Source organism: Streptococcus sanguinis (assembly GCF_900635155.1).
In the GTDB taxonomy this organism is placed as follows: domain Bacteria; phylum Bacillota; class Bacilli; order Lactobacillales; family Streptococcaceae; genus Streptococcus; species Streptococcus sanguinis_G.
Genome location: NZ_LR134002.1, coordinates 937,604 through 959,920, shown reverse-complemented (window position 1 = coordinate 959,920; position 22,317 = coordinate 937,604). Strand labels below are relative to the sequence as shown.

Sequence of the window (22,317 nt, the reverse complement as noted above, 5' to 3'; positions counted from 1 at the left end):
TGAGCAAAAGCTAGCCATCAATACTATTTCTGAGCCATTCTCACAAACACTGTCAAGCTACCGTCTTTTTTCATCTTGATAAGCAAGTAAAAAACGGCCAGCAAGAGAATGAGCGAGCTGAAAATAGAAGCTTCAGCGCCGAAAGCTCCACCAGTCAGCCAGCTCAAGTCCGTCTTAGGAATAAAGTTCAGGACCGCAGCGTCAACGCCAGTACCACTAACGCTGAAACCGTAGATATTTCCTTGGGTAAAGTTCCAAGCAGCATGAAGTCCTATAATCCCCCAGATATTGTCCGTCCGGAGCAGATAGAGACTTGCAAAGAGGCCAAATATGGCAATGTTAATAATGGGAAGAATACCAATATCTGGATTGCCTAGGTGCAAGAGGGCAAAGAGCAGGCTTGAAGTCAGCAAACCGATAGGCAGGTTGGTCTTTTTGACAGCAACTGGCAGCAGCCAAGCCCGTGTCACTAGCTCTTCTGCTCCACCCTGAATCATCCAGAGCGGAAGCAAAATCAAGATATAGAGAAAAGGTTCCAGCGTCAGCTGTCCCCATTCAAAAGAGCCAGCTCCGCTCAACAGCATAAGCAGAGCGACTAGACTAAAGAGGAGAAAACCTAATCCCAAGCCTTTACCGAGCTCCGTCAATCCGCCTTTTTTGACAAAGCCAAGAGTCACAAGCGGTCGTCCTTCAGCCCAGCGCACCCAAAGAAAGAGAGCCAGTATCATAAATACAAAGCCGAACAAGAGAAAAGGCAGGGCAAAATTGAAGAAGATTTCAAAGAATCCACCTTGGCCTAAAAAACCTAGCATAAGACTGAGGACAGCCGAAATTGGCTCCAAAGCCAGATAGGCCAACTGCTGTCCTCCTTGCACGAAAACAATCGCCAGTAAAAGAGACAAAATATAAGGAGGGACAAAGCGAGCTTGACTGACTCCGTCCAAGATACGTGATTTTTTCATAAGAACCTCATTCTATCCTTGCTTTCATTTATTTCCAGTATAGCAGACTTTGCTCTAAGAACAAAGAAAAGTTGCGGCTCAACTTACAAAAACTGAGAGTTTTTATGTCAGAAAACCTAACATGTAAACAGGAGAAATTTGCCTAATCATTGTTTTTTTGCTATAATGCTAGAATGCTAAAAAGGAGGAAGAAAATGAAGAAAAAATTCTTAGCAGTCTTGCTAACATTATTTCCATTTTTTGCGTTAGGGGCGACAGCCCAGGCAGATACGGTCAAAATCGTATCCGATACTGCTTACGCACCATTTGAATTTAAAGATTCTGATCAGACTTACAAGGGGATTGACGTTGATATCATCAACAAGGTCGCAGAAATCAAAGGCTGGGACATTGACATGAGCTTCCCAGGCTTCGATGCAGCTGTCAATGCAGTCCAAGCTGGCCAGGCGGATGCCATCATGGCTGGTATGACCAAGACAAGCGAGCGTGAAAAAGTCTTTACCATGTCTGATACCTACTACGACACCAAGGTCGTTATCGCGACGACTAAGGCAAACACCATCAGCAAATATGAACAGCTGAAAGGAAAGAAAGTCGGTGTCAAAACTGGAACGGCTGCCCAACGTTTCCTTGAGAAGAACAAGGATAAGTACGGCTTCACTCTCAAAACCTTTGACACAGGTGACTTGATGTATAATAGCCTTTCTGCTGGTGATGTCGATGCAGTGATGGATGATCAGCCTGTCATTGAGTACGCCATCAATCAAGGCCAAAACCTGAAAATTTCTATGAAGGGTGAGGCTGTTGGAAGCTTTGCTTTCGGTGTCAAAAAAGGCAGCAAGCACGAGCACCTAGTTACTGAGTTTAACGAGGCTATGGCACAGATGAAGGAAGACGGCAGTCTAGAAGAAATCATCAATAAATGGACGGCTTCTAAAGGCAGCTCTGACTCCGCTGTTCCAGAGACTTCTACTCCTGCTGGTCAAAAAGCTAGTCCGACAAAAGACAAATACATCATTGCCAGCGACTCATCTTTTGCTCCTTTTGTCTTCCAAGATGACAGCAACCAATATACTGGTATTGACATGGAGCTGATTAAGGCTATTGCCAAAGACCAAGGCTTTACTGTGGAAGTGACCAACCCTGGCTTTGATGCAGCTATTAATAGCGTTCAGACCGGTCAGGCTGATGGAATTATCGCCGGCATGTCTGTCACCGATGCCCGCAAGAAAACTTTTGACTATTCCGATCCTTACTATACAGCCAACTCTATCTTGGCAGTCAAGGACAGCAGCAATATCAAGTCCTACGAGGAACTCAAGGGCAAGACAGTCGGTGTCAAAACCGGTACCGCTTCTCAGACGTTCCTTGAAGAAAACAAGAGCAAGTACGGCTACTCTATTAAAACATTCTCAGATGCAGCTTCCATGTATGACAGCCTTAATACTGGCTCCGTCGCAGCTGTGATGGATGATGAGCCTGTTGTCAAATACGCTATCAAACAAGGCAAGAAGCTTAAAACACCTATTGAAGGGACACCAAGTGGCCAAGTCGCTTTCGCAGTTAAAAAAGGCAGCAATCCTGAGTTGATTGAGATGTTTAACAATGGACTGGCCAATCTCAAAGAAAGCGGCAAGTACCAAGAGATTTTAGACAAATATCTGGCTAGCGAAGAAAAGGAATCCACTGTAGATGAGTCCACTATTTGGGGCTTGCTGCAAAACAACTACCAAGAACTTCTTAAAGGTCTGGGAGTGACGATTGCTTTGGCTCTGATTTCATTTGCGATTGCTATGGTCATCGGGATTATCTTTGGTATGTTCAGCGTCAGCCCTTATAAACCGCTACGCTGGATTGCAGAAATCTTTGTCGATGTCATTCGTGGTATTCCATTGATGATTGTGGCAGCCTTTATCTTCTGGGGGATTCCAAACCTAATCGAATCCATGACTGGACAACAAAGCCCAATCAATGCTTTCGTTGCAGGAACCATCGCCCTCTCTCTCAATGCCGGCGCCTATATCGCAGAAATTGTCCGCGGGGGTATCCAAGCCGTTCCAGTTGGACAGATGGAAGCCAGCCGCAGCTTGGGGATTTCCTACTCTAAGACCATGCGCAAGATTATCCTGCCACAGGCAACCAAGATTATGCTGCCAAACTTTGTCAATCAGTTTGTCATTGCACTCAAGGATACAACCATAGTCTCAGCCATTGGACTGGCCGAGCTCTTCAAAACGGGCAAGGACATCATCGCCCGCAACTATCAGAGTTTCCGGATGTATGCTATCCTAGCCGTGCTCTATCTCATCATTATCACGCTCTTGACCCGCTTGGCAAAACGCTTAGAAAAGAGGATTAAGTAATGGCAAAATTAAAAATCGATGTGAACGATCTTCATAAATATTACGGGGAAAACGAAGTCCTAAAGGGGATTACTGCTAAATTCTACGAGGGCGATGTGGTCTGCATCATCGGCCCTTCCGGTTCTGGTAAATCAACTTTCCTGCGCAGTCTCAACCTGCTAGAGGAAGTGACCAGCGGGACTATCACTGTTGACGGCTTTGATCTGACAGACAAAAAGACTGATGTGGATCTGGTCCGAGAAAATATCGGTATGGTCTTCCAGCACTTCAACCTCTTCCCGCACATGACTGTTCTGGAAAATATCACCTTTGCTCCTGTTGAGCACAAGCGCTTGACCCAAGACGAAGCAAATAAGCTGGGGATGGAGCTCTTGGAAAAGGTCGGCTTGGCTGATAAGGCTGATGCCAGCCCTGACAGCCTGTCCGGCGGGCAAAAGCAGCGGGTGGCAATTGCTCGCGGTCTGGCCATGAATCCAGACATCATGCTCTTTGACGAGCCGACTTCTGCCCTTGACCCTGAAATGGTTGGCGACGTTCTCAACGTTATGAAGGATCTGGCCCAGCAAGGTATGACCATGCTGATTGTGACTCATGAAATGGGCTTTGCCCGTCAGGTAGCCAACCGCGTTATCTTTACCGCTGATGGTGAATTCCTAGAAGACGGCAAGCCTGACCAAATCTTTGACAATCCACAACATCCACGTCTTAAAGACTTCTTGGACAAGGTGCTGAATGTATAAAACCAAACGAAGAGCCAGCTTATATGCCGGCTCTTTTCTTGTTTCAAAATTTTTAAACTAGATCACCCACCATTGGTAGAGCGACCAGTAGAGGATATTGGCGACAATAGTCAACGCAGATAGACTAGTCAGAACTGTCAGGAAGAGACGAACTTTTCCGAGACTCTTTCGAGTCTTGCTAAAGAGCGGATAAACCGCACAGCCTGCTAAGAATAGGCCCAGACCGGCAAAGACTATGTAACGCCACTGAGCAATGATACTGAGATCCGTAGCACTTGAGCTAAGTAGGAGCAAGAGTAAATTGCAAGCCACGGCCACTACTCCTGCAGCTGTCAAAATGTGCCACCATTTCCAAGCTCGATTTTGCTTGCTTTTTTCTTTGCCAAAGACCAGTCGATAAAGGACTAGCACAAGCCGAACAAGTAGATTACCCAAAGCATAAACGACACTAAGACAAGCCAGAGCGATCAACCCAAACTTAGTCCAGATTTCCCAGTCAGGAACTCTCTCAAAATCACTGACCATAGTAGCGATTCGCGTTTTGCCATTTCCACTTTTATAAATAGTCCAAAACGAACGATCCATTCGCTCCGAAGACGGCTTCTTCATATGAAGCAAATTACCTGGAAAGAGCTGATACAAAGAAAGCGGACCTTGGTTAAAATTCCGAAGGATTTGATAATAGCCTGGTTCGAACTTTTTCTGAGTCTCTGCACTGGCTGTCGGACGTTTTCCGAAAATCAATTCTGGCATGCCATCATTATAAATTTCTTCCACACCTTGATTGGTCATGATTACCTGACCGATACCATCCTTCAGATCCAGCAGGAGATAGCTGGAAAAACCATTTGTATTCCCTCCGTGCCCTAGCACTGTAACACCAAATTCACTGGCCCAGAAGCCATGAGCATTACGAACGATGTCTGTATCAGGATAGGTTGCTGTCGTCGAATAGAGAGTCGTCCAAGTCTCCGACCGAGTAAAGAGAGTTTTACGACTTAGCAGGGCCTGAGCAAATTTTTGAAAATCACTCAATGTTCCTGTTGCGCGACCGACTGGATACAAGCCAACTTCATAAAGAGCATCGCCTAACAGGCTTCCATCTGTCGTATATCCTTTTACTTCCTTGCGCTTGGCTTGGACATAAGCATTGTCAGACAAGTCTTGAGCTATGGCCGTTCTCTCCATGCCCAGCGGCTGGAAGATATGCTCGTGTGTATAATCAACAAAAGATTGTCCAGAAATTCGCTCCACAATATAGGCTGCTAACCCCGTACTGTAGTTGGAATAAGCTGTCGTTGTTCCCGGCTCAAAGGACTGAGCCGGCTGATATTGGAGCAGCAAATCCTCTAAACTCTTGCCCCCTTGCATATAGAGAGGGGCTTCGTCAAATCCAGACTGATGGTTCATCAGATTTAGCATGGTGATAGGCTTGTCATACTGGAGATTTCTAAGAAAGCCTTTTGGCAGATAAGTTTTGATGTCTGCTTCTAGGTCGATTTTGCCCTCTTCCCAGAGCTGCATGACAGAGACCCAGACGGTCAGCTTAGTCACGGATCCCCATTCAAAGACGCTGTCATCATCGGCTTTGATTCCCTTTTCCTTATCCATATAGCCGAAGTTTCCTTGATAGATAGTGCCGTCTTTGTCAAAGACAGCTGTTGCCATGCCGGCTGTTGTCTTTTCGTGCTCTTTGACATAGTCTTGGATCTTCTGACCAATTTTGTCTCGATCCGTACCAGACGGCAACTTCTGCTCTTCAGCTAGCGCAGTGACTGGGCGAAAAAGCCCCAATGTTAAAATAGTTAGCAGTGTGAGAATAAATGTTTTTTTCATGCGATTCTCCTTTGCAGAATTACACAGACAAAGCCCGCCTTCCCAAAGGAAGGCAAGCAACTTATATCACATCACCCACCACTGATAAAGCGACCAGTAGAGGATATTAACGACTATGGCCAGGGCGGATAGACTAGTCAGAGCCGTCAAGAAGAGGCGGCCTTTTCCGAGACGCTTTCGAGCTTTGCTGAAGAGCGGAAAAACTGCACAGCCTGCTAAGAACAGGCCCAGACCTGCAAAGACCATATAACTCCAAGATTGAACAATTGAGTAATCCTGATTCATGGCAGCCAGTAAAAGCAGAATGAGATTTCCAGCAAACAGCAGCATTCCTAAAGAAGTCAGGTAATTCCAGACCTTCCAAGAGCGAGGTACCGAACTTTTTGCTTTACGCAGGATGAGACGGAAACCGCCAATCAGAAAACTAATCAAGATATTTCCCAGAGCAAACACGAGTGCCAGACCTCCAAGAAACACGACTAGATAATGCCTAAAGAGAACTGAATCGGAAATCCTTTCTGCATTAAGGACACCAAATTCGAGGCGGTCAGCACCTTGGCTTCGGTCAATAGTCCAGAAAGTGCTCTGCAGATCCGGCTGATCTGAGACTTTGTTAATCTTTTGGATTGCCCCGGGAATCATGAGCATGAAGGACAGCGGCCCCCTATTATAGCTTCTCAGATAGTGGTAAGAGCCAGGCTTGAACTGCTTTTTAGTAGCTTCACTGACAGTCTGCATCTTGCCAAATGTCAGCTCCGGCATTTGAACATTGTAAACTTGTTCATACAGTTGATTGGTTAAGATGACTTGGCCGATGCCATTTTTCAGATCCAAGTAAAGATAGCTAGAAAAGCCATCAGCATTACCACTGTGTCCCAGCAAGGTAACACCATAGTGACTGGCCCAAAAGCCATGAGCATTACGAACAATATCCGTACCAGGGTGGGTAGAGGTTGTTGAGTAAAGCTCGGTCCAAGTTTCTGGACGATGAAAGAGCGCCTTACGTTCCAGCAAGGCCTGGGCGAATTTCTGTAGGTCTCCTAGAGTCCCCACAGCCCCTCCGACTGGGTACATCCAGAGCTTAAATGGTGTATCTCCCAAGAGCTTACCTTGGTCATCATAGCCCTTATCCTCCTTGCGCTTTTCCTGTACGTAAGCGTTGTCCGATAAGTCAGGCAAGATAGCAGTCCGATTCATGCCCAGCGGCTCAAAAACATGCTCATGGACATAGTCTGCATACTTCTGCCCAGAAATCCGCTCCACGATATAGGATGCCAAAGCCGTGCTGTAGTTAGAGTATGATGTCGTCGTACCCGGCTCAAAGGACTGAATAGGCTGGTAATCGCGGAACTGCTCTTCCAAGTCGCTCTTATCTCCCTTTTTGTAGAGTGGCATTTCATCAAAGCCAGCCTGATGGTTCATCAGATCCAGCATGGTGATAGGTTTATCGTAGCGAAGATTGCGGAGAAAGCCTTCCGGCAAATAGGTGCGGATGTCTTCTTCTAAGTCTAGCTTCCCTTGCTCCCAGAGCTGCATGACCGACACCCAGACCGTCAGTTTAGTGATTGAAGCCCATTCAAAAACACTGTCATCGTCAACTTTGACTTTGTTTTCCTTATCCACATAGCCAAAATTTCCCTTGTAGATGGTTCCGTTTTTATCAAAGACTGCTGTTGCCATACCGGCCGTTGTCTTTTCATGTTCCTTGACAAAGTCTTGGATTTTCTGACCAATTTGGCTGCGATCTGTGCCAGACGGCAACTTCTGCGAGTCAGCTAAAGCAGCGCTCGGCCGGAAGATTCCTAGAGTTATAATCGTTAAAAGTATCAGAATAAATGATTTTTTCATAGCATTTCCTTTCTGTTCGACTCAAAGATTCACATGAGCTAAGGTCAGATAATTGTACAGTCTCCTTTTAATTTTAGAATCAGCTTATTCTTATTTTTTAGTCATGAGTTTTTCTCTTCTTTATCCGCCCGATACCAGAGATAAATACTGTAAAGGGTCAGAATGCCCAAGCCGCCAAGGTAAAAGAGGGAGTTGACCTGAGAAAAATCAAACTTATCAGCTAGGTTGATGCCGACAAAGGTTTCTATCAGAATGTCTAGCAGGGCGTGGAAAATCATACAGGCAAGGACGGATTTCGTCTTCTTATGCAGCGCAGCAAACCAGATAGACTGGATTATAGTTACAATGGTATAGACTAGAAAGGGATTCTGACTCCGATCATAAAAGCGGTCATAAAACCAGAGAGGAATATGCCAGCAAGCCCAAGCTAGTCCAGTTATTGAGGAGGCGATAAGCATAGAGAACTTCTTTTCCAAAGCCGGCTGCAGAAAGCCTCGCCAGCCAGGCTCTTCCATGCCACCAGCCATGGTCATGAGGTAGATAAAGGATCCAATAAATGAAAGCAGAGCTCCGTCTACTAGCTTGCCTCCGGAAGCTAATGCAAAAGTCACTGCCAGACCTCCACTGAAGAGTAGGAGATAGAGCCAAGTCCCTTTCTTGCTTGAGAAGATAAAGGAACAGATGGCTTTGAAGCCTTTTATTTTCAGCACCATTAGGCTTGCTAACACCGGTCCGAACATACTGAGACTAGATAGGAGGCCTTCCAGAGTCAGATAAAGTACGGGTGGATTTTCCGGCCAGAGATTTTTGAGAATAATCGCTAGCAACATAAATCCCCAAGTCCAGCCGAAGTTCCAAGCTAGGAACGGCCAGACTAGTTTTGGTTGTGGTTTGCTTCTTGTTTCATTGGTCATCTGATTTTCTCCTTTAAATGGTTTGATTTTATCTGCTTGCTTTTTGTAGTCTGATAAGATCCTTGATTTTTTGCTTCGTTTAGCCGCGCTCTGTATAAAAGACAGCTATCGTACTTCAGCTCCTGTTGAAAAATCACTAACCTTAAGATTGTAAAAAGAATTAATCAAACGGTTTACCTCATGAGACAGTCCATTCCCAAAAAGAAAGCGGGAAAATAATCACAATGCCCACCACTGATAGAGCGACCAGTAGAGGATATTAACCACGATTGCCAACGCAGATAGACTAGTCATGACCGTCAGGTAGAGTCGGCTCTTGCTCAGTCCTTTTCTTGCTTTGGTCAGAAGTGGGAAGACTGCACAGCCAGCCAGAATCAATCCCAGACCGGCAAAGACCATGTAGCGCCAGCTAGCTAAAAAGGTCAGATCACTGGTAGCAAATGTGTTGAAGAGGAGGAGGAAGTTTATAGCCACACCTACTCCAGCCAAGGAAGTTAGGTAAGTCCAGATACGAAGAGGTTTTGGTGTTTTAGATTGACCTTTTTTGAAGACCAAGCGGAAGAGATCCAGTCCGCCCCGTGCCAAAAAGAGAATGATACTGAAAACAATTCCGACTGCCGCTGAAATAAGCAGAGCCCAGTCTGTAAAGAACTCGCTATCCTTGACTCTGAAGTTATCGCCATAGGAAGCTGTTACCTTAGTCTCGTCTCCACTACCGCTGACTACTGAAAAATTCTGACTCAAAAGCGGATTGTCCTTGGATTTCTCAACAAACTGAGTGTAAAGCAAGATTCTGGAGATAGACATAGGACCACTGGCAAAGGAGCGAGCAGATCGGTAATTGCCAGACTGGAATTTGTCAAAGGTGGCTGAGTCCGTCTTTTTCTTAGGTCCAAAAACCAAGGCTGGCATTTCATAGTTATAAACCAACTCATGATCTTGATTCGTCATAATGGTCATACCTATACCATTTTTCAAGTCCAGCAGAATATAAGATGAGTAGCCAGTTGAGTTTCCTCCATGGCCAACAAGCGTCGTGCCGTACTCCCGTGTCCAAAAACCGTGCATATTGAGCGGCATATCCGTTCCTGGATAATTCGATGTTGCCGTGTAAAGGGTTGTCCAAGTCTCAGCGTGCTTGAAAAGCTTTTCTTTCTTCAAAAGCGCTTGGGCAAACTTCTGGAAGTCCGCCAGAGTAGAGACGGCATTCCCTGCCGGGTAAAGTCCTAAATGAAAATAGCTAGTTCCCATAGATGTCCCGTCCGCCCGATAAGAGATTTGCTCCATCCGCTTCTGGTAAATCTTTGGATTTTCTTTAAAGTCAGCTGATAGAGCAGTGTCTTTCATTCCTAGTGGTTGGAAGATATGTTCATGGACATAGGCTGAGAAGTCCTGACCGGAGATTCTCTCAACGATGTAGGCTGCCAGACTAGCAGAAAAGTTTGAGTACGCTGTCATGGTGCCTGGCTCGTAGGACTGTTCTGGCTGATTAACTGCCAGAATCTCCTCAATAGACAAGCCCTTATCTTCCTTATAGGCGTGGGTAGACTCGCCAAAGCCGGCCTGATGGTTCATGAGGTCTGTCATAGTGACGGGATTGTCGTAGCGCAAAGTCTTCATAAATCCCTCTGGCAGATAGGTGCGAATGTCTTCGTTAAGGTCAATCTTGCCCTCTTCCCAGAGCTGCATGACGGAGACCCAGATAGCTAGTTTCCCGACTGACCCCCATTCAAAGACACTACTGTCGTCGGCTTTAATGCCTTTTTCCTTATTCATATAGCCAAAACTACCTTGGTAAATAGTCCCGTCCTTGTCAAAAACGGTTGTTGCCATACCGGCCGTCGTCTTTTCATGTTCCTTGACAAAGTCTTGGATTTTCTGACCGATTTTGTCACGGTCCGTACCAGACGGCAGCTTCTGTTCTTCAGCCAAGGCTGTAACTGGCCGGAAGAGTCCTAGAGTTATAATCGTTAGAAGCGTTAGAATAAATGATTTTTTCATGATATTTCCTTTCTATTTAGCTTCAACAATCGCATAGGCGATACTTCTGTATACCATTCGGATAAAAATTCTTAACATAGCTTTCTCCTTTCTTACGCAATGATTTGCATCATCTAATCAAAGGTCACAGTTTCTACAGCCACCCTTGTCGCTTCATCTTTCTTGACATAGTCCTGAATTTTTTGGCTAATCTCAATGACCGCCGTGTTAGACTTCAAAGATTGCTCCATCGTCTTAGCTTGAGGCGTTTTTACTAGTCCTAAGCTTAGGACTGTTAAAAGCCAGAGAAATAAAGTTTTTGGCATGGTTTCTTGCTCCTTAGATACAATTTAAAATGACGACTGGAATCTATCCTATCCCATTCCAGCTCTTCTTATCTTTTACAAATTTTAGGCCTATTTGTATAATCATTTTATATATATTATTTTTATATACAAGACGATTATATATAATTTTTTGGTATATGTCAAATTTTTATATAATTAAAAAATTATATATCAAAATCAGCTTAAAAGCCTTGAAATCAATATTCTTAGAGAGTTTATAAAAATTTGCTCCAAAAATCTTTTAAAAATTTTTATTTATTTGAAAGCGCTTGACGAATTTACTTTCTTCTGTTAGACTTAAAGCAGAACTATTTCGGAGGTACATGGAGACATGAAAAATTAAGTCTATTTTTTAAAGGAAACTTTATTTAGTAGATTTTGTCATGTTTCTGCATATCCGCGGGATGTTCATTTTTTGTGCTTTCTAGCTTCTATTTGCTTATCTTTAGATTAATCCTGTCGCTCCTATGACAGTGTAAGCTGGAAGCCTATAGACGAATAATCCTACTTAGACACTCCTGTGTCTGCTTTGTGCAATCTCAACAGCTCTGCTAAATAAAGCAGGGCTGTATTTTGTGTTAAAAAACGAAGGAGACATCTATGCTTCAAATAAGAAATCTAACTATCACCCACCTAAAAGACCTGAAAGAGTTAGTCAAAGATTTGTCACTGACTGTCAATCAAGGAGACAAGGTCGCTATTATCGGTGAGGAGGGCAATGGCAAGTCCACCCTGCTCAAGCTCCTGCTAGACGAGCGACTGGTCAGTTCCTATGTCAGCTACAGCGGACAGATTGATAAGTCCTATACTGCTGCTGTCTACTTACCCCAGCAGCTACCTTCAGAGGATGCCCAACTGACGCTCAATGACTATTTCTTTGCTGATTTTGAGACAGAGCTGGACTATGCCAAGCTCTACCGCTATGCTGGAGAGCTCAACTTTGACAGCCAGCGTTTTGCCAGTCAGCAGCAGCTCTCTAGCCTATCTGGAGGAGAAAAGCTTAAAGTCCAGCTTATCAAGAAACTAGCCAGCGATTGGGACATTCTCTTTCTTGATGAGCCCTCTAATGACCTTGATCTCGAAACTCTGACATGGCTGGAAAACTTTATCAGCCACAGCCAGAGAACGGTCCTTTTCGTCTCTCACGACGAGCACTTTCTCGCTCAAGCTGCGACCAAGATTGTTCATCTGGAGCGAATCAAAAAGAAGCAGGAGGCTAGAACCAGTGTCAAGAGTCTGGACTATGAAAATTACCGCCATCAACGTCAGGAATCCTTTGAAAAACAAGGTCAATTGGCACGGAAAGAGCGGGAAGAACACGCCAAGACCATGGAAAAACATCGACGGGTTAAGCAGAGTGTGGAGCATACTTTACGAAACACCCATGACGCTACTGCAGGTCGACTGGTAGCCAAGAAGATGAAAAACGTCCTCTCGCAGGGCAAACGATTTGAAAAGGCAGGCGCTGAAATGACCGAAATCCCGACACAGGAAGAGGCCATCAGCCTTCACTTCTCAGACATAGAAGCTCTGCCATTGACCAAAAGAATCCTGAAATTAGAGGGAATGAAACTGGAAACAGACGAACGACAACTGGCGAAGAACCTGACTCTGGAGGTCTGCGGCCAGGAAAAAATCGGACTGATTGGTGCGAATGGTGCAGGCAAATCTACTCTGCTTAAAGAAATATGGAAGATTCTGCGTGAGCGGACAGATATGCGGGTCAGCTACATGCCCCAGCATTATGGAGACTTGCTGGCTGATGAGAGCAGTCCTTTGGACTTTCTGGCTCCCCCTGGCGACAAGTCCCATGAGGAGAAAATCCTGACTCATCTCGCCAGCCTCCAGTTCACGCGCGATGAGGCCCGCCACCCGATTGGGCAGCTTTCCGGAGGTCAAAAAGCCAAGCTCCTCCTGCTCAAACTAGTCTTAGACCGTCCCAATGTCCTCCTTCTGGACGAACCAACCCGCAACTTCTCTCCCACCTCTCAGCCTCAGGTTCGCCAACTTTTGGCGACCTATCCTGGCGCCATTATCGCTGTCTCCCACGATCGGATTTTTCTCAAAGAAGTCTGCCAGAAGATTTATCGACTTACGGAGACAGGGTTGGAGGAAGTTGAATTATAAGCAAAAAGAGTTGGAAATCCAACTCTTTTAGTTTCATTTAGCATCAATCTTTGAACTTTAATAAAGTTCCCCTTCTACTCCTTCGCTGTCTGCATTTGGTAATAAACACCTCTGGCATCCATGAGCTCCTGATGATTACCATGTTCGACGATATCACCATCTACCATGACGAGGATGATGTCAGCATTTTGAATAGTGGACAGGCGGTGGGCGATGATAAAGCTAGTCCGTCCCACCATGAGCTTGCTGAAAGCCTCCTGAATCAAGACTTCTGTCCGGGTATCGATGGAGGAAGTCGCCTCGTCCAAGATTAGGATTTTAGGAACTGCAAGGAAGACACGCGCAATGGTCAAGAGCTGCCGCTGACCTTGAGAAAGGGAGTCCCCAGCATCCGCCAGGTAGGTGTCATAGCCCTGAGACAGTTGCTGGATAAAGAAATGAGCATTGGCCGCCTTGGCAGCTGCAATGACCTCTTCTCGGCTGGCATCTGGCCGGCCAAAAGCTATGTTGTCATGAATGGTCGCCGTCTTGAGCCAAGTCTCTTGCAGCACCATACCAAACTGCTGACGATAAGAAGCTCTGGTGTAATGCGTGATGGGAATACCATCTAAAGAAATAAGACCACTATCAACATTGTAAAAACGCATGAGGAGATTGATTAAAGTAGACTTGCCAGCACCAGTTGGTCCGACAATGGCGACCTTGCTAGCTGCTGGAATCCTTATATTCAAATCCTGAATCAGCTCTTTTCCAGGCTCATAGCCAAAAGCCACATGATCAAAACTAATCTGTCCTTTGACATCTTCAGTCTGAAGAATTTCCTGACCTGACTCTGCTATTTCTTCTTGGTCTAAAACGCTGTAAATCCGCTCTGCACAAGCTAAAGCGCTCTGCAATTCAGACATGACTGACGATATATCATTGAAAGGCTTGGTGTACTGGTTGACGTAGTTGAGAAAAGTTACCAGCTGCCCAACCGTAAAGCCTGTTCCCTGAATGATTCGGACAGCCCCAAAGCCTACAATCAAAGCATAGATCAGGGCATTGATAAAACGAGTCGAAGGATTAACCGTTGATGAATAGAAAATAGCAGCCTGAGAATAGTCCGCATAGGTTTGATTGCTGCGAGTAAAAGCTGTATCAAACTGCTCTTGAGCATTAAAAGCCTGTATCAGACTTTCCTGGGTCAGACTTTCCTCAATCAGCTGGGTCTGTGCCCCTCTCGCCTGCGTCTGACGTTGGAAAAAGATAAAACTCTTTCTAGCAATAAAGCGAGCTAAGAAAAGAGAAAGGGGCGTCAAAAGCAGAACCAAAAGCAGGAGGAAAAGGTCCAATCTGGCCATGCTAATGATAGTCACTAAAATTGTCAGCAAACCAACAAAAAATTGATTAAAAACCATAAGTAGGCCATTGCTGAGCTGCTCCAAGTCCGTGGTCACCCTACTGACCAAGTCACCCGTTCCCTGTCGGTCTAGATAGACCAGAGGCAGGTAGTGAACCTTCTTGATGACACTTTGACGGAGCTGCTGGCTGTAGCGATAAACCAGCTGATTATAGAGCAAGGGATTGAGCCACTGAATCAGCGTATTGGCTAAGATGACCAACAGCATCTGCCCCAAAATCGGCATCACATGCTGCTCCGCTTGAGGAAGAAGGACGCTATCAACCGCATTCCCGATTAAAACTGGAAGAAGAACAGTCAGAGCCACTTGAGCCACCGTTCCCAGACTAGCTAGGAGAAAGAGCCAGCGCGCCTGCAGCAAATCTCGAGTCAAACGCCTCAAGCTGCTAGGTGATGTCTTATGCTTCATGCTTTCCCTCCTCTCCTTGACTATGCTGTGAGTGATGAATTTCTCGGTAAATGGCGGAGCTGATTAATAGTTCCTCATGGCGACCAAGAGCCACCTGTTCTCCCTTATCTAGGACTAAAATTTGGTCCGCTGAGCGCAAGCTATTGGTCCGCTGAGAGATCAAGACCAAACTGGTCTCTGTCAATTCATTCTTAATAGCTTGCAGCAGTCTAGCCTCTGTCAGATAGTCCAGAGCTGAGGTCGCATCATCTAAAACCAAGAAGGGTGTCCTCCGCAAGACAGCTCTGGCAATGGTTAAACGCTGACGCTGACCTCCAGAAAAATTCCGGCCAAAGGCCTCTACAGTCGCATCCAAGCCACCTTCCTTCTGAGAGACAAAGTCCGCCGCCTGAGCAATCTCTAAAGCCTGCCACAAGTCTGCGTCTGTTGGCTTGGTTGACATGCCCAAGGTCAGATTGGATCGGACGGTTCCTTGGAAAAGCTCCGCCTTCTGAGGCACCAGACTGATCCAGGACCTCCATTCGCTGAGATTTTTAGGACTGCGTCCTTGGGAAAAGATGGTTAACTGACCAGCAGCCACTGGATAGAGATGAGCCAGGAGCTGGACTAGAGTTGACTTCCCTGAACCTGTCCCGCCAATAACCCCCAAAGTCTGACCTCTTTTCAAATCAAAAGTCAGACCAGTCAGGGCTGGACTAGCTGCATTTGGATAAGAAAAGCTGACCTGCTGAACTTTAATAGCTTGATTCGGCAGAGCTGTTTCCTGCACTAATTCCTGCAGGATATCTTCTTCTTTCTGTTCAAAAACCTGACTGATACGACCTGCGCTGATATAGCTTTGATTGAGAGAATTGACCAGCATCGCCAGCTTGAGCAATTCCACCAAAATTTGCAATAAATAATTGACCAAGGCCACTAGCATCCCCTGGGTCAACAATCCCTTGCCAATAAAAGCATTCCCCTGCCAAATCACAGCAATCAGGGTACCATTGACCGTAAGAAAGGTCAGAGGGCTAATCAGACTAGCAAGAGCTCCCGTCCTAATTTGCCAGGTTTTATAGAGTTCGTTGCGATTGCGAAAGGTCTGAACCTCGCGCTGGGTCTGACCAAAAGCACGTATGACCCGCATCCCCTGCAGCTGCTCACGCGTCAAATTGACCAATTGATCTGTCAGCTGGCGAATCTTAGCATAGAGAGGGTTCATCAGACGAGACATGAAAACGATAATAGCCGTTAAAATTGCCACCATGAGCAAGAACCACAAGGTAATGGCCGGACTGATAGTAAAGGCCATAATGATGGAGCCAAAAACGATGATGGGGGCTCGCAGAAAGAGACGAAGAAATTGATTGATGCCCGTCTGGATCTGATAGGTATCGCTCGTCAGCCGAGTCACCAAGCTGGAAGTCGTCAACTCATCCCGACTGGCCTTGGGCAAGCGCAGAATCTTTTGATAGAGATCACCTGTCATCTGACGAGTAAAGCCCACAGCTGCCTTTGATGAATAATACTGGGCCACCACCGCTACCACCACGCCCAGCGCAGCCAAGCCCATCAAAAGAAAAACCATCCAGTAGAGATGGGAGCTGTCGTGCCTAGGAATGGTCTCGTCCACAATCCCCGCAATCAAAATCGGAACCAGCAGTTCAAAACTGGCTTCCAAAAGCTTGAACAAGGGTCCCAGCAAAGACTCTCTGATATAGCCCTTGAAATATTTCAATAAATCTTTCATACTGCTTTCTTCTCCATTAAACTGTATTTATTTTACCATAATTTTCAAAGGGTAAAAAATATTCTCCTTCTGACCAGCAGAAAGAGAACATTAATATTAGACTTCTTGTAAATTCTGGCTTATTTTCTTTAGACCCATATACAAAAAAGGTGTCGCTGCTAATAAGAAGCCGCCTAAAACTATAAAAGTCCAGTCAAAGCCAAAGTAATCAATCAACCAGCCTGTCACAGGGAAAATGACAATCATACTCAGGCTGAACATCATAGAGTAGACACTGAGCATGGTCGCCCGCACTTCACTTGGCAGCTGCTTTTGCAAATCGTTGTCAAAAATCGGCTGAAAGAGTGCATACAAGGCGTTGCTGATTAGATAAATCAAAATATAGATGATTGGCGTTCCAAAATAGGACAGCAGGTAGCTTGCTCCAGTAAGAAGAACCACTGAAGGAAAGAGTTTTAGGGCAGAATACTTCTTTCCAATCACACTCGCCAGATAGACTGCTAAGATATTCAAAGCACTGCCAATCAGCATGACTACCGAAATCTGCCAATCTTTTAAGTCAGGCAATTGATTCTGATAATAAAAATAAAACATACACATCAAGGTGCAGATGATTTGAGACAAAATCATCCAGATAAAAAGACTGGGATTCCTATGCAACTCCTCTTTGACAGCCCAGATAATCTTTTTCATGGTCAGACGTTCTGCTTTCTCTGCTTTAACACTTGGCTCCTTCAACATCCAGGTCAAGAAAAGAACGATGATAGAGGTGCCAATCATGATATAGTAGGTCAGATGCAATTGTCCATGGACAAAAAATCCAGCCCAGACCGTTCCCAAAGACCGGGTCGCTTCAGCCACTCCAGACATAAAACTGGAGATGGATAAGTAACGTTCCTTGAGTCCGGCCTCCACAGAAGAATCATAAACCATGGCCGCACTTGTCCCCGAATCAAAATTATAGGACCAAGCACTAATCACCATAGCCAGTGCATAAACCCAAAAGTTCCCCTGCCCCGCCAACATGAGAACAGAAGACACAATCCCAGCTATCCGGCTCAGATAAAGATTGGTCTTGTAGGAAAAGCGATCCGCCAACATCCCAGAAGGAATTTCACAGATGACACTAGTCGCATGAAAAATACTTTCCAAAAGCCCAATCTGCCAAAGGGACATGCCGTTTTGACTTAGAAATAAAATCCAAAAACTAGTAATGCCTAGAAAGGCAAAAAATTCAACTCCAGCCATCAGGCCGATATTTTTCCGATAACTTCTTTTAAACATACTTTCTCCTTTAACAAGTGTTTTCTAATTTCTATCCTTTGTCACTTGTTAATCCGCTGTTTACATGATCTCCACCTCTTCTTTCTCTAAAATTCTATATTTTGGATTATTCATAGTTCGATGTTGAAAAAACGCCCCATGGGCGTTTGATTCGTTTTATGGTTTAATACGATGCAGCATACGTGGGAATGGGATAGCTTCACGGATATGCTTGGTCCCTGCCACAAAGGTTACCATACGCTCGATACCGATACCGAAGCCACCGTGCGGAACTGTTCCATACTTACGAAGATCAAGGTAGAATTCATATTCTGTCGTATCCATACCAAGGTCATTCATCTTAGCAACGAGAGCATCGTAATCTTCTTCACGCATAGAACCACCAATGATTTCACCGTAGCCTTCTGGAGCTAGCAAGTCTGCACAAAGGACACGGTCTGGATTTCCAGGAACTGGCTTCATATAGAAAGCCTTGATGGCTGCTGGGTAGTTCACGACAAAGGTTGGTACACCAAAGTGGTTTGAAATCCATGTTTCATGCGGTGAACCGAAGTCATCTCCATGTTCCAGATGCTCATAGTCAGCATCTTCATCATTCTCATGAGCTTGCAAGAGGTCAATCGCTTCATCATAGGTAACACGCTTGAAAGGCTCTGCAATATAGCGTTTCAAAAGTTCTACATCACGTTCCAGCGTTTCCAAAGCTTGAGGAGCGCGGTCAAGAACACCTTGGATCAAAGCTTTAACATAAGCTTCTTGCAAGTCGAGTGACTCATCATGCGTCAAGTATGAATACTCTGCATCCATCATCCAGAACTCAGTCAAATGACGACGAGTTTTTGATTTTTCAGCACGGAATACAGGACCAAAGTCAAAGACACGACCAAGAGCCATAGCACCTGCTTCCAGATAAAGCTGACCAGATTGGCTCAAGTAAGCTGGAGTTCCGAAGTAGTCTGTTTCAAAGAGCTCAGTTGAGTCTTCTGCTGCATTTCCTGACAAGATTGGGCTGTCAAACTTCATAAAGCCATTCTTGTCAAAGAATTCATAGGTAGCGTAGATGATGGCATTGCGGATTTGCATCATTGCCACTTGCTTACGAGAACGCAGCCACAGGTGACGGTTGTCCATGAGGAAATCCGTTCCATGTTCTTTTGGCGTGATTGGATAGTCATTTGACTCGCCAATGATTTCGATATCTGTGATGTCCAGCTCGTAGCCAAATTTTGAACGCTCGTCTTCCTTGACAATCCCTGTCACATAGACAGAAGTTTCTTGGCTAAGCTTTTTAATCGTATCAAACTTCGCCAATCCTTCTTCTTCGCCAAATTTCTCGATGAAGTTAGGCTTGAAGGCCACCCCTTGGAAAAAGGCAGAACCATCACGTAGCTGCAAGAAAGCAATCTTACCCTTACCTGACTTATTGGCTACCCAAGCACCGATGGTCACTTCTTGACCAACATAATTTTTCACATCAATAATTGTTACGATTTTCTTTGACACGTTTTTTCTCTTTTCTATTTTTTTATTCTTTATGACAGACTGCCTCGACATTATTACCATCCGGATCCAAGACAAAGGCTGCATAATAAGGCTGGTGATATTGGGGACGAATGCCTGGGGCGCCATTATCTTTGCCACCCGCTGCAAGGCCAGCTTGATAAAAAGCATCCACCTGCTCCCTAGTCTCTGCACGAAAGGCAAAATGAGACGCATCTGATTGCCCCTGACTTAACCAAAAATCTCCAGCTGGAACTGTCCGAGGTTCTGCAAAACTTACTGCCTGAGGAATTTCAAAGGCAATCTTGTAGCCCAATGGCTCTAAAGCTTGTTGATAAAAGAGCTTGCTGGTTTCCAAATCCTTGACTGTAATTCCAAAATGATCAATCATATCTGCCTCCTAGATTGGTTGCTAAATGTCAATTTATTTCAAGACAAATCTTTTGGACATCTGTTCTATATTTTACCATAAAGCGATTGCAATAGCTATCCTTGAAGGGGCTAAATCTCAGAAAAATTAAAAAACCAGCCTCCTAAAGGCTGGCGGTTAACTCTCTCTGAATAAGAGGACTAATTTTTTGTTCCATATAGTAGGCGATCAACCATGTCATCATCATAGTTCAAGACTTTTTTCAAAGCCATCTTAAAACGCTGATCGCTGAGAATCTGACCTCCTGAACTCTGGTCAATCGTCGCATAATTCCCCTCCCCATCCTGAGTAAAGGCTACAGTGAGCTCTTGGTCAGGGTCTTCACAAACATCTCTCTGCGGATCTTTTGAACTGGTAGACGGTCGAAAGTCCATTCTTTGCAGGCGAAACGACAGTTCTTTATGAAAAGCCGCAATGTCCTTCTGACGATTGGCCACTGGCTCATGTTTGTCCAGCCAAGTCAAAACATCTTCTCTTGTAATATATATCATCTTCCCCTCCTAAACCAAATCAAAGTTCGCCCTGTAAATGACCGTATCATAGCTTGGGCTAGCTGCTGACAGAGCTGCTTGAATGATATGGAGCACGCGCTGCTGTTGACCTTCGAAAGCCAAGGGCAGGAGCATATTGGAGACATTTTTGACAATCACTCCCTTGGTGAATTCCCCATCTTCATAAGAAAAATCCTGCTGATGAAAAATGGTCTTGGTCTTAAATTCAATCACGTGTCCTTGCAAAATTAGCTTATAAGTCTTCTTCCAGTTGGTTCTGCCACCAAAGCGATAAAGGACCAAATAAATCCCCAAATCATGGTCTGCGACCCAATCACCCATCTCAAAGACTAGCTCATCATCAATCCCAGCCTTCTTTAAAAGCTCAATCCCTTCTTCAGAAATCATCTCGTGCACAAACTTCCAACTTCCTTCTTGAGGAAGAGATACTGCTCCCTCAGTCTCCTTCTGAGGGCTACTACTGACTTCTTTGTGGTGAACTTTTTTAGGGGTAAATTCCTCCTCCCAAGTCAAATCCTCTTCAATATCACTGACAGCCCGCCTAGTCGGGAAAAAATCCAGACACTTTTCTAATAATCCCATATCCTATCTCCTCTTTATCTGTACTCCACGTGGTTTACTTCCCTTATCTTTGTATCATAATAAGGGTTAATCTGCGACAGGGCATGTTGAATCACTGTTATGATCTTGTCCTCTCGTCCTTTTAAAACCTTGGGAATAACAAGCTGGGAGATTGTTTCTGTCGATAGACCTTTTACACTTTGATCTTCTTCATTGCGGGCTGGATATCTATCAGCCCTCTCTTCTTCTAGGCGAAATTCAAGCAAGTGGCCACCGAGAATCATGGCTAAGACTTGATATTTCCCTTCCCCTATACGAAATTGCTTGACGCAGAGAAAAATTCCTCTCTTCTCATCCTCTAGTAAAAATGGCAAAGCCAGTTCTTTTTCTTCAATAGAAAAATCCTCGAGAAGCTTCTTCTCTCTTTCCCCTATTTCCTTTCTGATAAAACCCATTTTATCTCCTTTTGTACAAAATAATCTTCATCCCTATTATTACTTAAGTAAAAAGACCATGAGGAACACACTGCAAGTCAATAGAATGCAGGGCTAGACCAAATGGACTTCTTTTATTATACACCGAAACACCATCGTCTTCAACTAAATACTCCTCAAATTTTTAAGTCGTCTGGTGATTCCTATCAGAAAGTGACTTATACATAGTTAATCTAGCATTGGTAGCTGCTATTTAATCAATTGGCGGATCATTCTTTATCTCTTCTTCCGTCTTCCAGTAGGTCATACTGCTCTTCTCAGTATCTACCTCCATCTTTTTATTAAGTCTAATATCAACCTTATAATAGGCACGTTTAATTAAAAACTTTTGACTGTTCTCTGCAGAACCCCAAGTTCTACAAACCATCAAAAAGCGTGCAGAGCCCTGTCCGGATATCTCCTCCTTAGTGTAAGAACCAGGAGCAGTTGGGCGTTCTAAGATTCTCATATTTAAATTCATTTCTGGCTGATAATCGTTCAAATACCAGTCTATTCGGGCAGAGTCATTCTCATAAAATTGGATACGGTAGCGATGACCTTTGGCTTGCAGACTATAGCCATTGGATTCGGAAATAGTGGTCCAACCCTGCTCTGAATCAAAGAAAACATAAGCTCCTAGCAAGACTAGACCGCCTAGAAAGAATAAGAAAATCAAACGACCTTTCATATTGTTCCCCTTCCACTATTGTTTAAATCCGTTAACAGCTGAATTCTAAGCGAAGCAAATTAACATTTATCCATGCTAAAGCTTACTAATTTTAGCTAGAGTTACAAACGCTTCCATCTCTTTCTATATTATTTTACCATTTTGTCAAACTATTTGCCAGTGCAGTTGAGAGGAACTGAAAAGGACGAACTCTGAGTCCGTCCTTATCT

18 protein-coding genes are annotated in these 22,317 nt (G+C 44.7%); 3 read left to right on the top strand and 15 right to left on the bottom strand.

Annotation, left to right across the window (positions count from 1 at the left end; all coding sequences use genetic code 11):
* Positions 1-23 precede the first annotated feature (23 nt).
* Positions 24-962 carry a CPBP family intramembrane glutamic endopeptidase gene (locus tag ELZ47_RS04940; protein ID WP_126435453.1) on the bottom strand — a complete coding sequence of 313 codons (939 nt, stop codon included), beginning with the start codon at positions 960-962 and terminating at the stop codon, positions 24-26.
* Between the two features lie 194 nt (positions 963-1,156).
* On the opposite strand from ELZ47_RS04940, the gene ELZ47_RS04935 reads away from it, so the two are divergent.
* Both ELZ47_RS04935 and ELZ47_RS04930 read left to right on the top strand, forming a co-directional pair.
* The gene (locus ELZ47_RS04935) at positions 1,157-3,325 is read left to right on the top strand and encodes an ABC transporter substrate-binding protein/permease (RefSeq protein ID WP_126435451.1); all 2,169 of its coding nucleotides are present in this window, start codon (positions 1,157-1,159) and stop codon (positions 3,323-3,325) included.
* Positions 3,325-4,065 (top strand): amino acid ABC transporter ATP-binding protein, encoded by a 741-nt coding sequence (locus tag ELZ47_RS04930; protein ID WP_002895249.1) that lies wholly within the window; start codon positions 3,325-3,327, stop codon positions 4,063-4,065. Before ELZ47_RS04935 ends, ELZ47_RS04930 begins: the two co-directional genes overlap by 1 nt.
* A gap of 57 nt (positions 4,066-4,122) precedes the next feature.
* On the opposite strand, the gene ELZ47_RS04925 is transcribed toward ELZ47_RS04930, so the two are convergent.
* The 5 genes from ELZ47_RS04925 to ELZ47_RS04905 all read right to left on the bottom strand — a co-directional run bounded on the left by ELZ47_RS04925 (position 4,123) and on the right by ELZ47_RS04905 (position 10,969).
* Positions 4,123-5,901, bottom strand: a complete 1,779-nt coding sequence (locus ELZ47_RS04925) for a serine hydrolase domain-containing protein (RefSeq protein WP_126435449.1) — start codon at positions 5,899-5,901, stop codon at positions 4,123-4,125.
* Between the two features lie 66 nt (positions 5,902-5,967).
* Positions 5,968-7,749, bottom strand: a complete 1,782-nt coding sequence (locus ELZ47_RS04920) for a serine hydrolase domain-containing protein (RefSeq protein WP_126435448.1) — start codon at positions 7,747-7,749, stop codon at positions 5,968-5,970.
* Between the two features lie 101 nt (positions 7,750-7,850).
* Positions 7,851-8,663 (bottom strand): CPBP family intramembrane glutamic endopeptidase, encoded by an 813-nt coding sequence (locus tag ELZ47_RS04915; RefSeq protein ID WP_126435446.1) that lies wholly within the window; start codon positions 8,661-8,663, stop codon positions 7,851-7,853.
* A gap of 219 nt (positions 8,664-8,882) precedes the next feature.
* Positions 8,883-10,664 (bottom strand): serine hydrolase domain-containing protein, encoded by a 1,782-nt coding sequence (locus ELZ47_RS04910; RefSeq protein WP_126435444.1) that lies wholly within the window; start codon positions 10,662-10,664, stop codon positions 8,883-8,885.
* 113 nt (positions 10,665-10,777) lie between these two features.
* Positions 10,778-10,969 carry a hypothetical protein gene (locus tag ELZ47_RS04905; RefSeq protein WP_002912675.1) on the bottom strand — a complete coding sequence of 64 codons (192 nt, stop codon included), beginning with the start codon at positions 10,967-10,969 and terminating at the stop codon, positions 10,778-10,780.
* 621 nt (positions 10,970-11,590) lie between these two features.
* On the opposite strand from ELZ47_RS04905, the gene ELZ47_RS04895 reads away from it, so the two are divergent.
* The gene (locus tag ELZ47_RS04895) at positions 11,591-13,117 is read left to right on the top strand and encodes an ATP-binding cassette domain-containing protein (protein ID WP_126435442.1); all 1,527 of its coding nucleotides are present in this window, start codon (positions 11,591-11,593) and stop codon (positions 13,115-13,117) included.
* A 74-nt stretch (positions 13,118-13,191) separates the two neighbouring features.
* Here ELZ47_RS04895 and ELZ47_RS04890 read toward each other — a convergent pair whose 3' ends face one another.
* From ELZ47_RS04890 to ELZ47_RS04850, 9 genes are all read right to left on the bottom strand, one after another.
* A complete protein-coding gene (locus ELZ47_RS04890) occupies positions 13,192-14,928 on the bottom strand; it encodes an ABC transporter ATP-binding protein (RefSeq protein ID WP_126435440.1) in 1,737 nt (578 codons plus the stop codon).
* Positions 14,918-16,660, bottom strand: a complete 1,743-nt coding sequence (locus ELZ47_RS04885) for an ABC transporter ATP-binding protein (protein WP_126435438.1) — start codon at positions 16,658-16,660, stop codon at positions 14,918-14,920. Before ELZ47_RS04885 ends, ELZ47_RS04890 begins: the two co-directional genes overlap by 11 nt.
* Positions 16,661-16,756: 96 nt before the next feature.
* A complete protein-coding gene (locus tag ELZ47_RS04880) occupies positions 16,757-17,944 on the bottom strand; it encodes an MFS transporter (RefSeq protein WP_125331368.1) in 1,188 nt (395 codons plus the stop codon).
* A 156-nt stretch (positions 17,945-18,100) separates the two neighbouring features.
* The gene (asnS, locus tag ELZ47_RS04875; RefSeq protein ID WP_125331367.1) at positions 18,101-19,447 is read right to left on the bottom strand and encodes an asparagine--tRNA ligase; all 1,347 of its coding nucleotides are present in this window, start codon (positions 19,445-19,447) and stop codon (positions 18,101-18,103) included.
* A 22-nt stretch (positions 19,448-19,469) separates the two neighbouring features.
* Entirely contained in the window at positions 19,470-19,835 is a 366-nt protein-coding gene (locus tag ELZ47_RS04870) for a VOC family protein (RefSeq protein ID WP_126435436.1), read from the bottom strand.
* Between the two features lie 179 nt (positions 19,836-20,014).
* Positions 20,015-20,365 carry a hypothetical protein gene (locus tag ELZ47_RS04865; protein WP_126435434.1) on the bottom strand — a complete coding sequence of 117 codons (351 nt, stop codon included), beginning with the start codon at positions 20,363-20,365 and terminating at the stop codon, positions 20,015-20,017.
* Between the two features lie 9 nt (positions 20,366-20,374).
* Entirely contained in the window at positions 20,375-20,968 is a 594-nt protein-coding gene (locus ELZ47_RS04860; RefSeq protein WP_126435432.1) for a hypothetical protein, read from the bottom strand.
* 14 nt (positions 20,969-20,982) lie between these two features.
* Complete coding sequence (locus ELZ47_RS04855; RefSeq protein ID WP_002930810.1) at positions 20,983-21,402, bottom strand: hypothetical protein; 420 nt, start codon at positions 21,400-21,402, stop codon at positions 20,983-20,985.
* A gap of 232 nt (positions 21,403-21,634) precedes the next feature.
* Complete coding sequence (locus tag ELZ47_RS04850; RefSeq protein WP_126435430.1) at positions 21,635-22,108, bottom strand: hypothetical protein; 474 nt, start codon at positions 22,106-22,108, stop codon at positions 21,635-21,637.
* Positions 22,109-22,317: the final 209 nt, after the last annotated feature.

Excerpts from the sequence above, each read along its gene's own strand:
- ELZ47_RS04915 (WP_126435446.1), bottom strand. The coding sequence starts at position 8,663 with ATGACCAATGAAACAAGAAGCAAACCACAACCAAAACTAGTCTGGCCG.
- ELZ47_RS04905 (WP_002912675.1), bottom strand. The coding sequence starts at position 10,969 with ATGCCAAAAACTTTATTTCTCTGGCTTTTAACAGTCCTAAGCTTAGGA.
- ELZ47_RS04890 (WP_126435440.1), bottom strand. The coding sequence starts at position 14,928 with ATGAAGCATAAGACATCACCTAGCAGCTTGAGGCGTTTGACTCGAGAT.
- ELZ47_RS04930 (WP_002895249.1), top strand. The coding sequence starts at position 3,325 with ATGGCAAAATTAAAAATCGATGTGAACGATCTTCATAAATATTACGGG.
- ELZ47_RS04865 (WP_126435434.1), bottom strand. The coding sequence starts at position 20,365 with ATGATATATATTACAAGAGAAGATGTTTTGACTTGGCTGGACAAACAT.
- ELZ47_RS04850 (WP_126435430.1), bottom strand. The coding sequence starts at position 22,108 with ATGAAAGGTCGTTTGATTTTCTTATTCTTTCTAGGCGGTCTAGTCTTG.
- ELZ47_RS04880 (WP_125331368.1), bottom strand. The coding sequence starts at position 17,944 with ATGTTTAAAAGAAGTTATCGGAAAAATATCGGCCTGATGGCTGGAGTT.
- ELZ47_RS04870 (WP_126435436.1), bottom strand. The coding sequence starts at position 19,835 with ATGATTGATCATTTTGGAATTACAGTCAAGGATTTGGAAACCAGCAAG.
- ELZ47_RS04925 (WP_126435449.1), bottom strand. The coding sequence starts at position 5,901 with ATGAAAAAAACATTTATTCTCACACTGCTAACTATTTTAACATTGGGG.
- ELZ47_RS04860 (WP_126435432.1), bottom strand. The coding sequence starts at position 20,968 with ATGGGATTATTAGAAAAGTGTCTGGATTTTTTCCCGACTAGGCGGGCT.
- ELZ47_RS04940 (WP_126435453.1), bottom strand. The coding sequence starts at position 962 with ATGAAAAAATCACGTATCTTGGACGGAGTCAGTCAAGCTCGCTTTGTC.
- ELZ47_RS04885 (WP_126435438.1), bottom strand. The coding sequence starts at position 16,660 with ATGAAAGATTTATTGAAATATTTCAAGGGCTATATCAGAGAGTCTTTG.
- ELZ47_RS04895 (WP_126435442.1), top strand. The coding sequence starts at position 11,591 with ATGCTTCAAATAAGAAATCTAACTATCACCCACCTAAAAGACCTGAAA.
- ELZ47_RS04935 (WP_126435451.1), top strand. The coding sequence starts at position 1,157 with ATGAAGAAAAAATTCTTAGCAGTCTTGCTAACATTATTTCCATTTTTT.
- ELZ47_RS04855 (WP_002930810.1), bottom strand. The coding sequence starts at position 21,402 with ATGGGTTTTATCAGAAAGGAAATAGGGGAAAGAGAGAAGAAGCTTCTC.
- ELZ47_RS04910 (WP_126435444.1), bottom strand. The coding sequence starts at position 10,664 with ATGAAAAAATCATTTATTCTAACGCTTCTAACGATTATAACTCTAGGA.
- ELZ47_RS04920 (WP_126435448.1), bottom strand. The coding sequence starts at position 7,749 with ATGAAAAAATCATTTATTCTGATACTTTTAACGATTATAACTCTAGGA.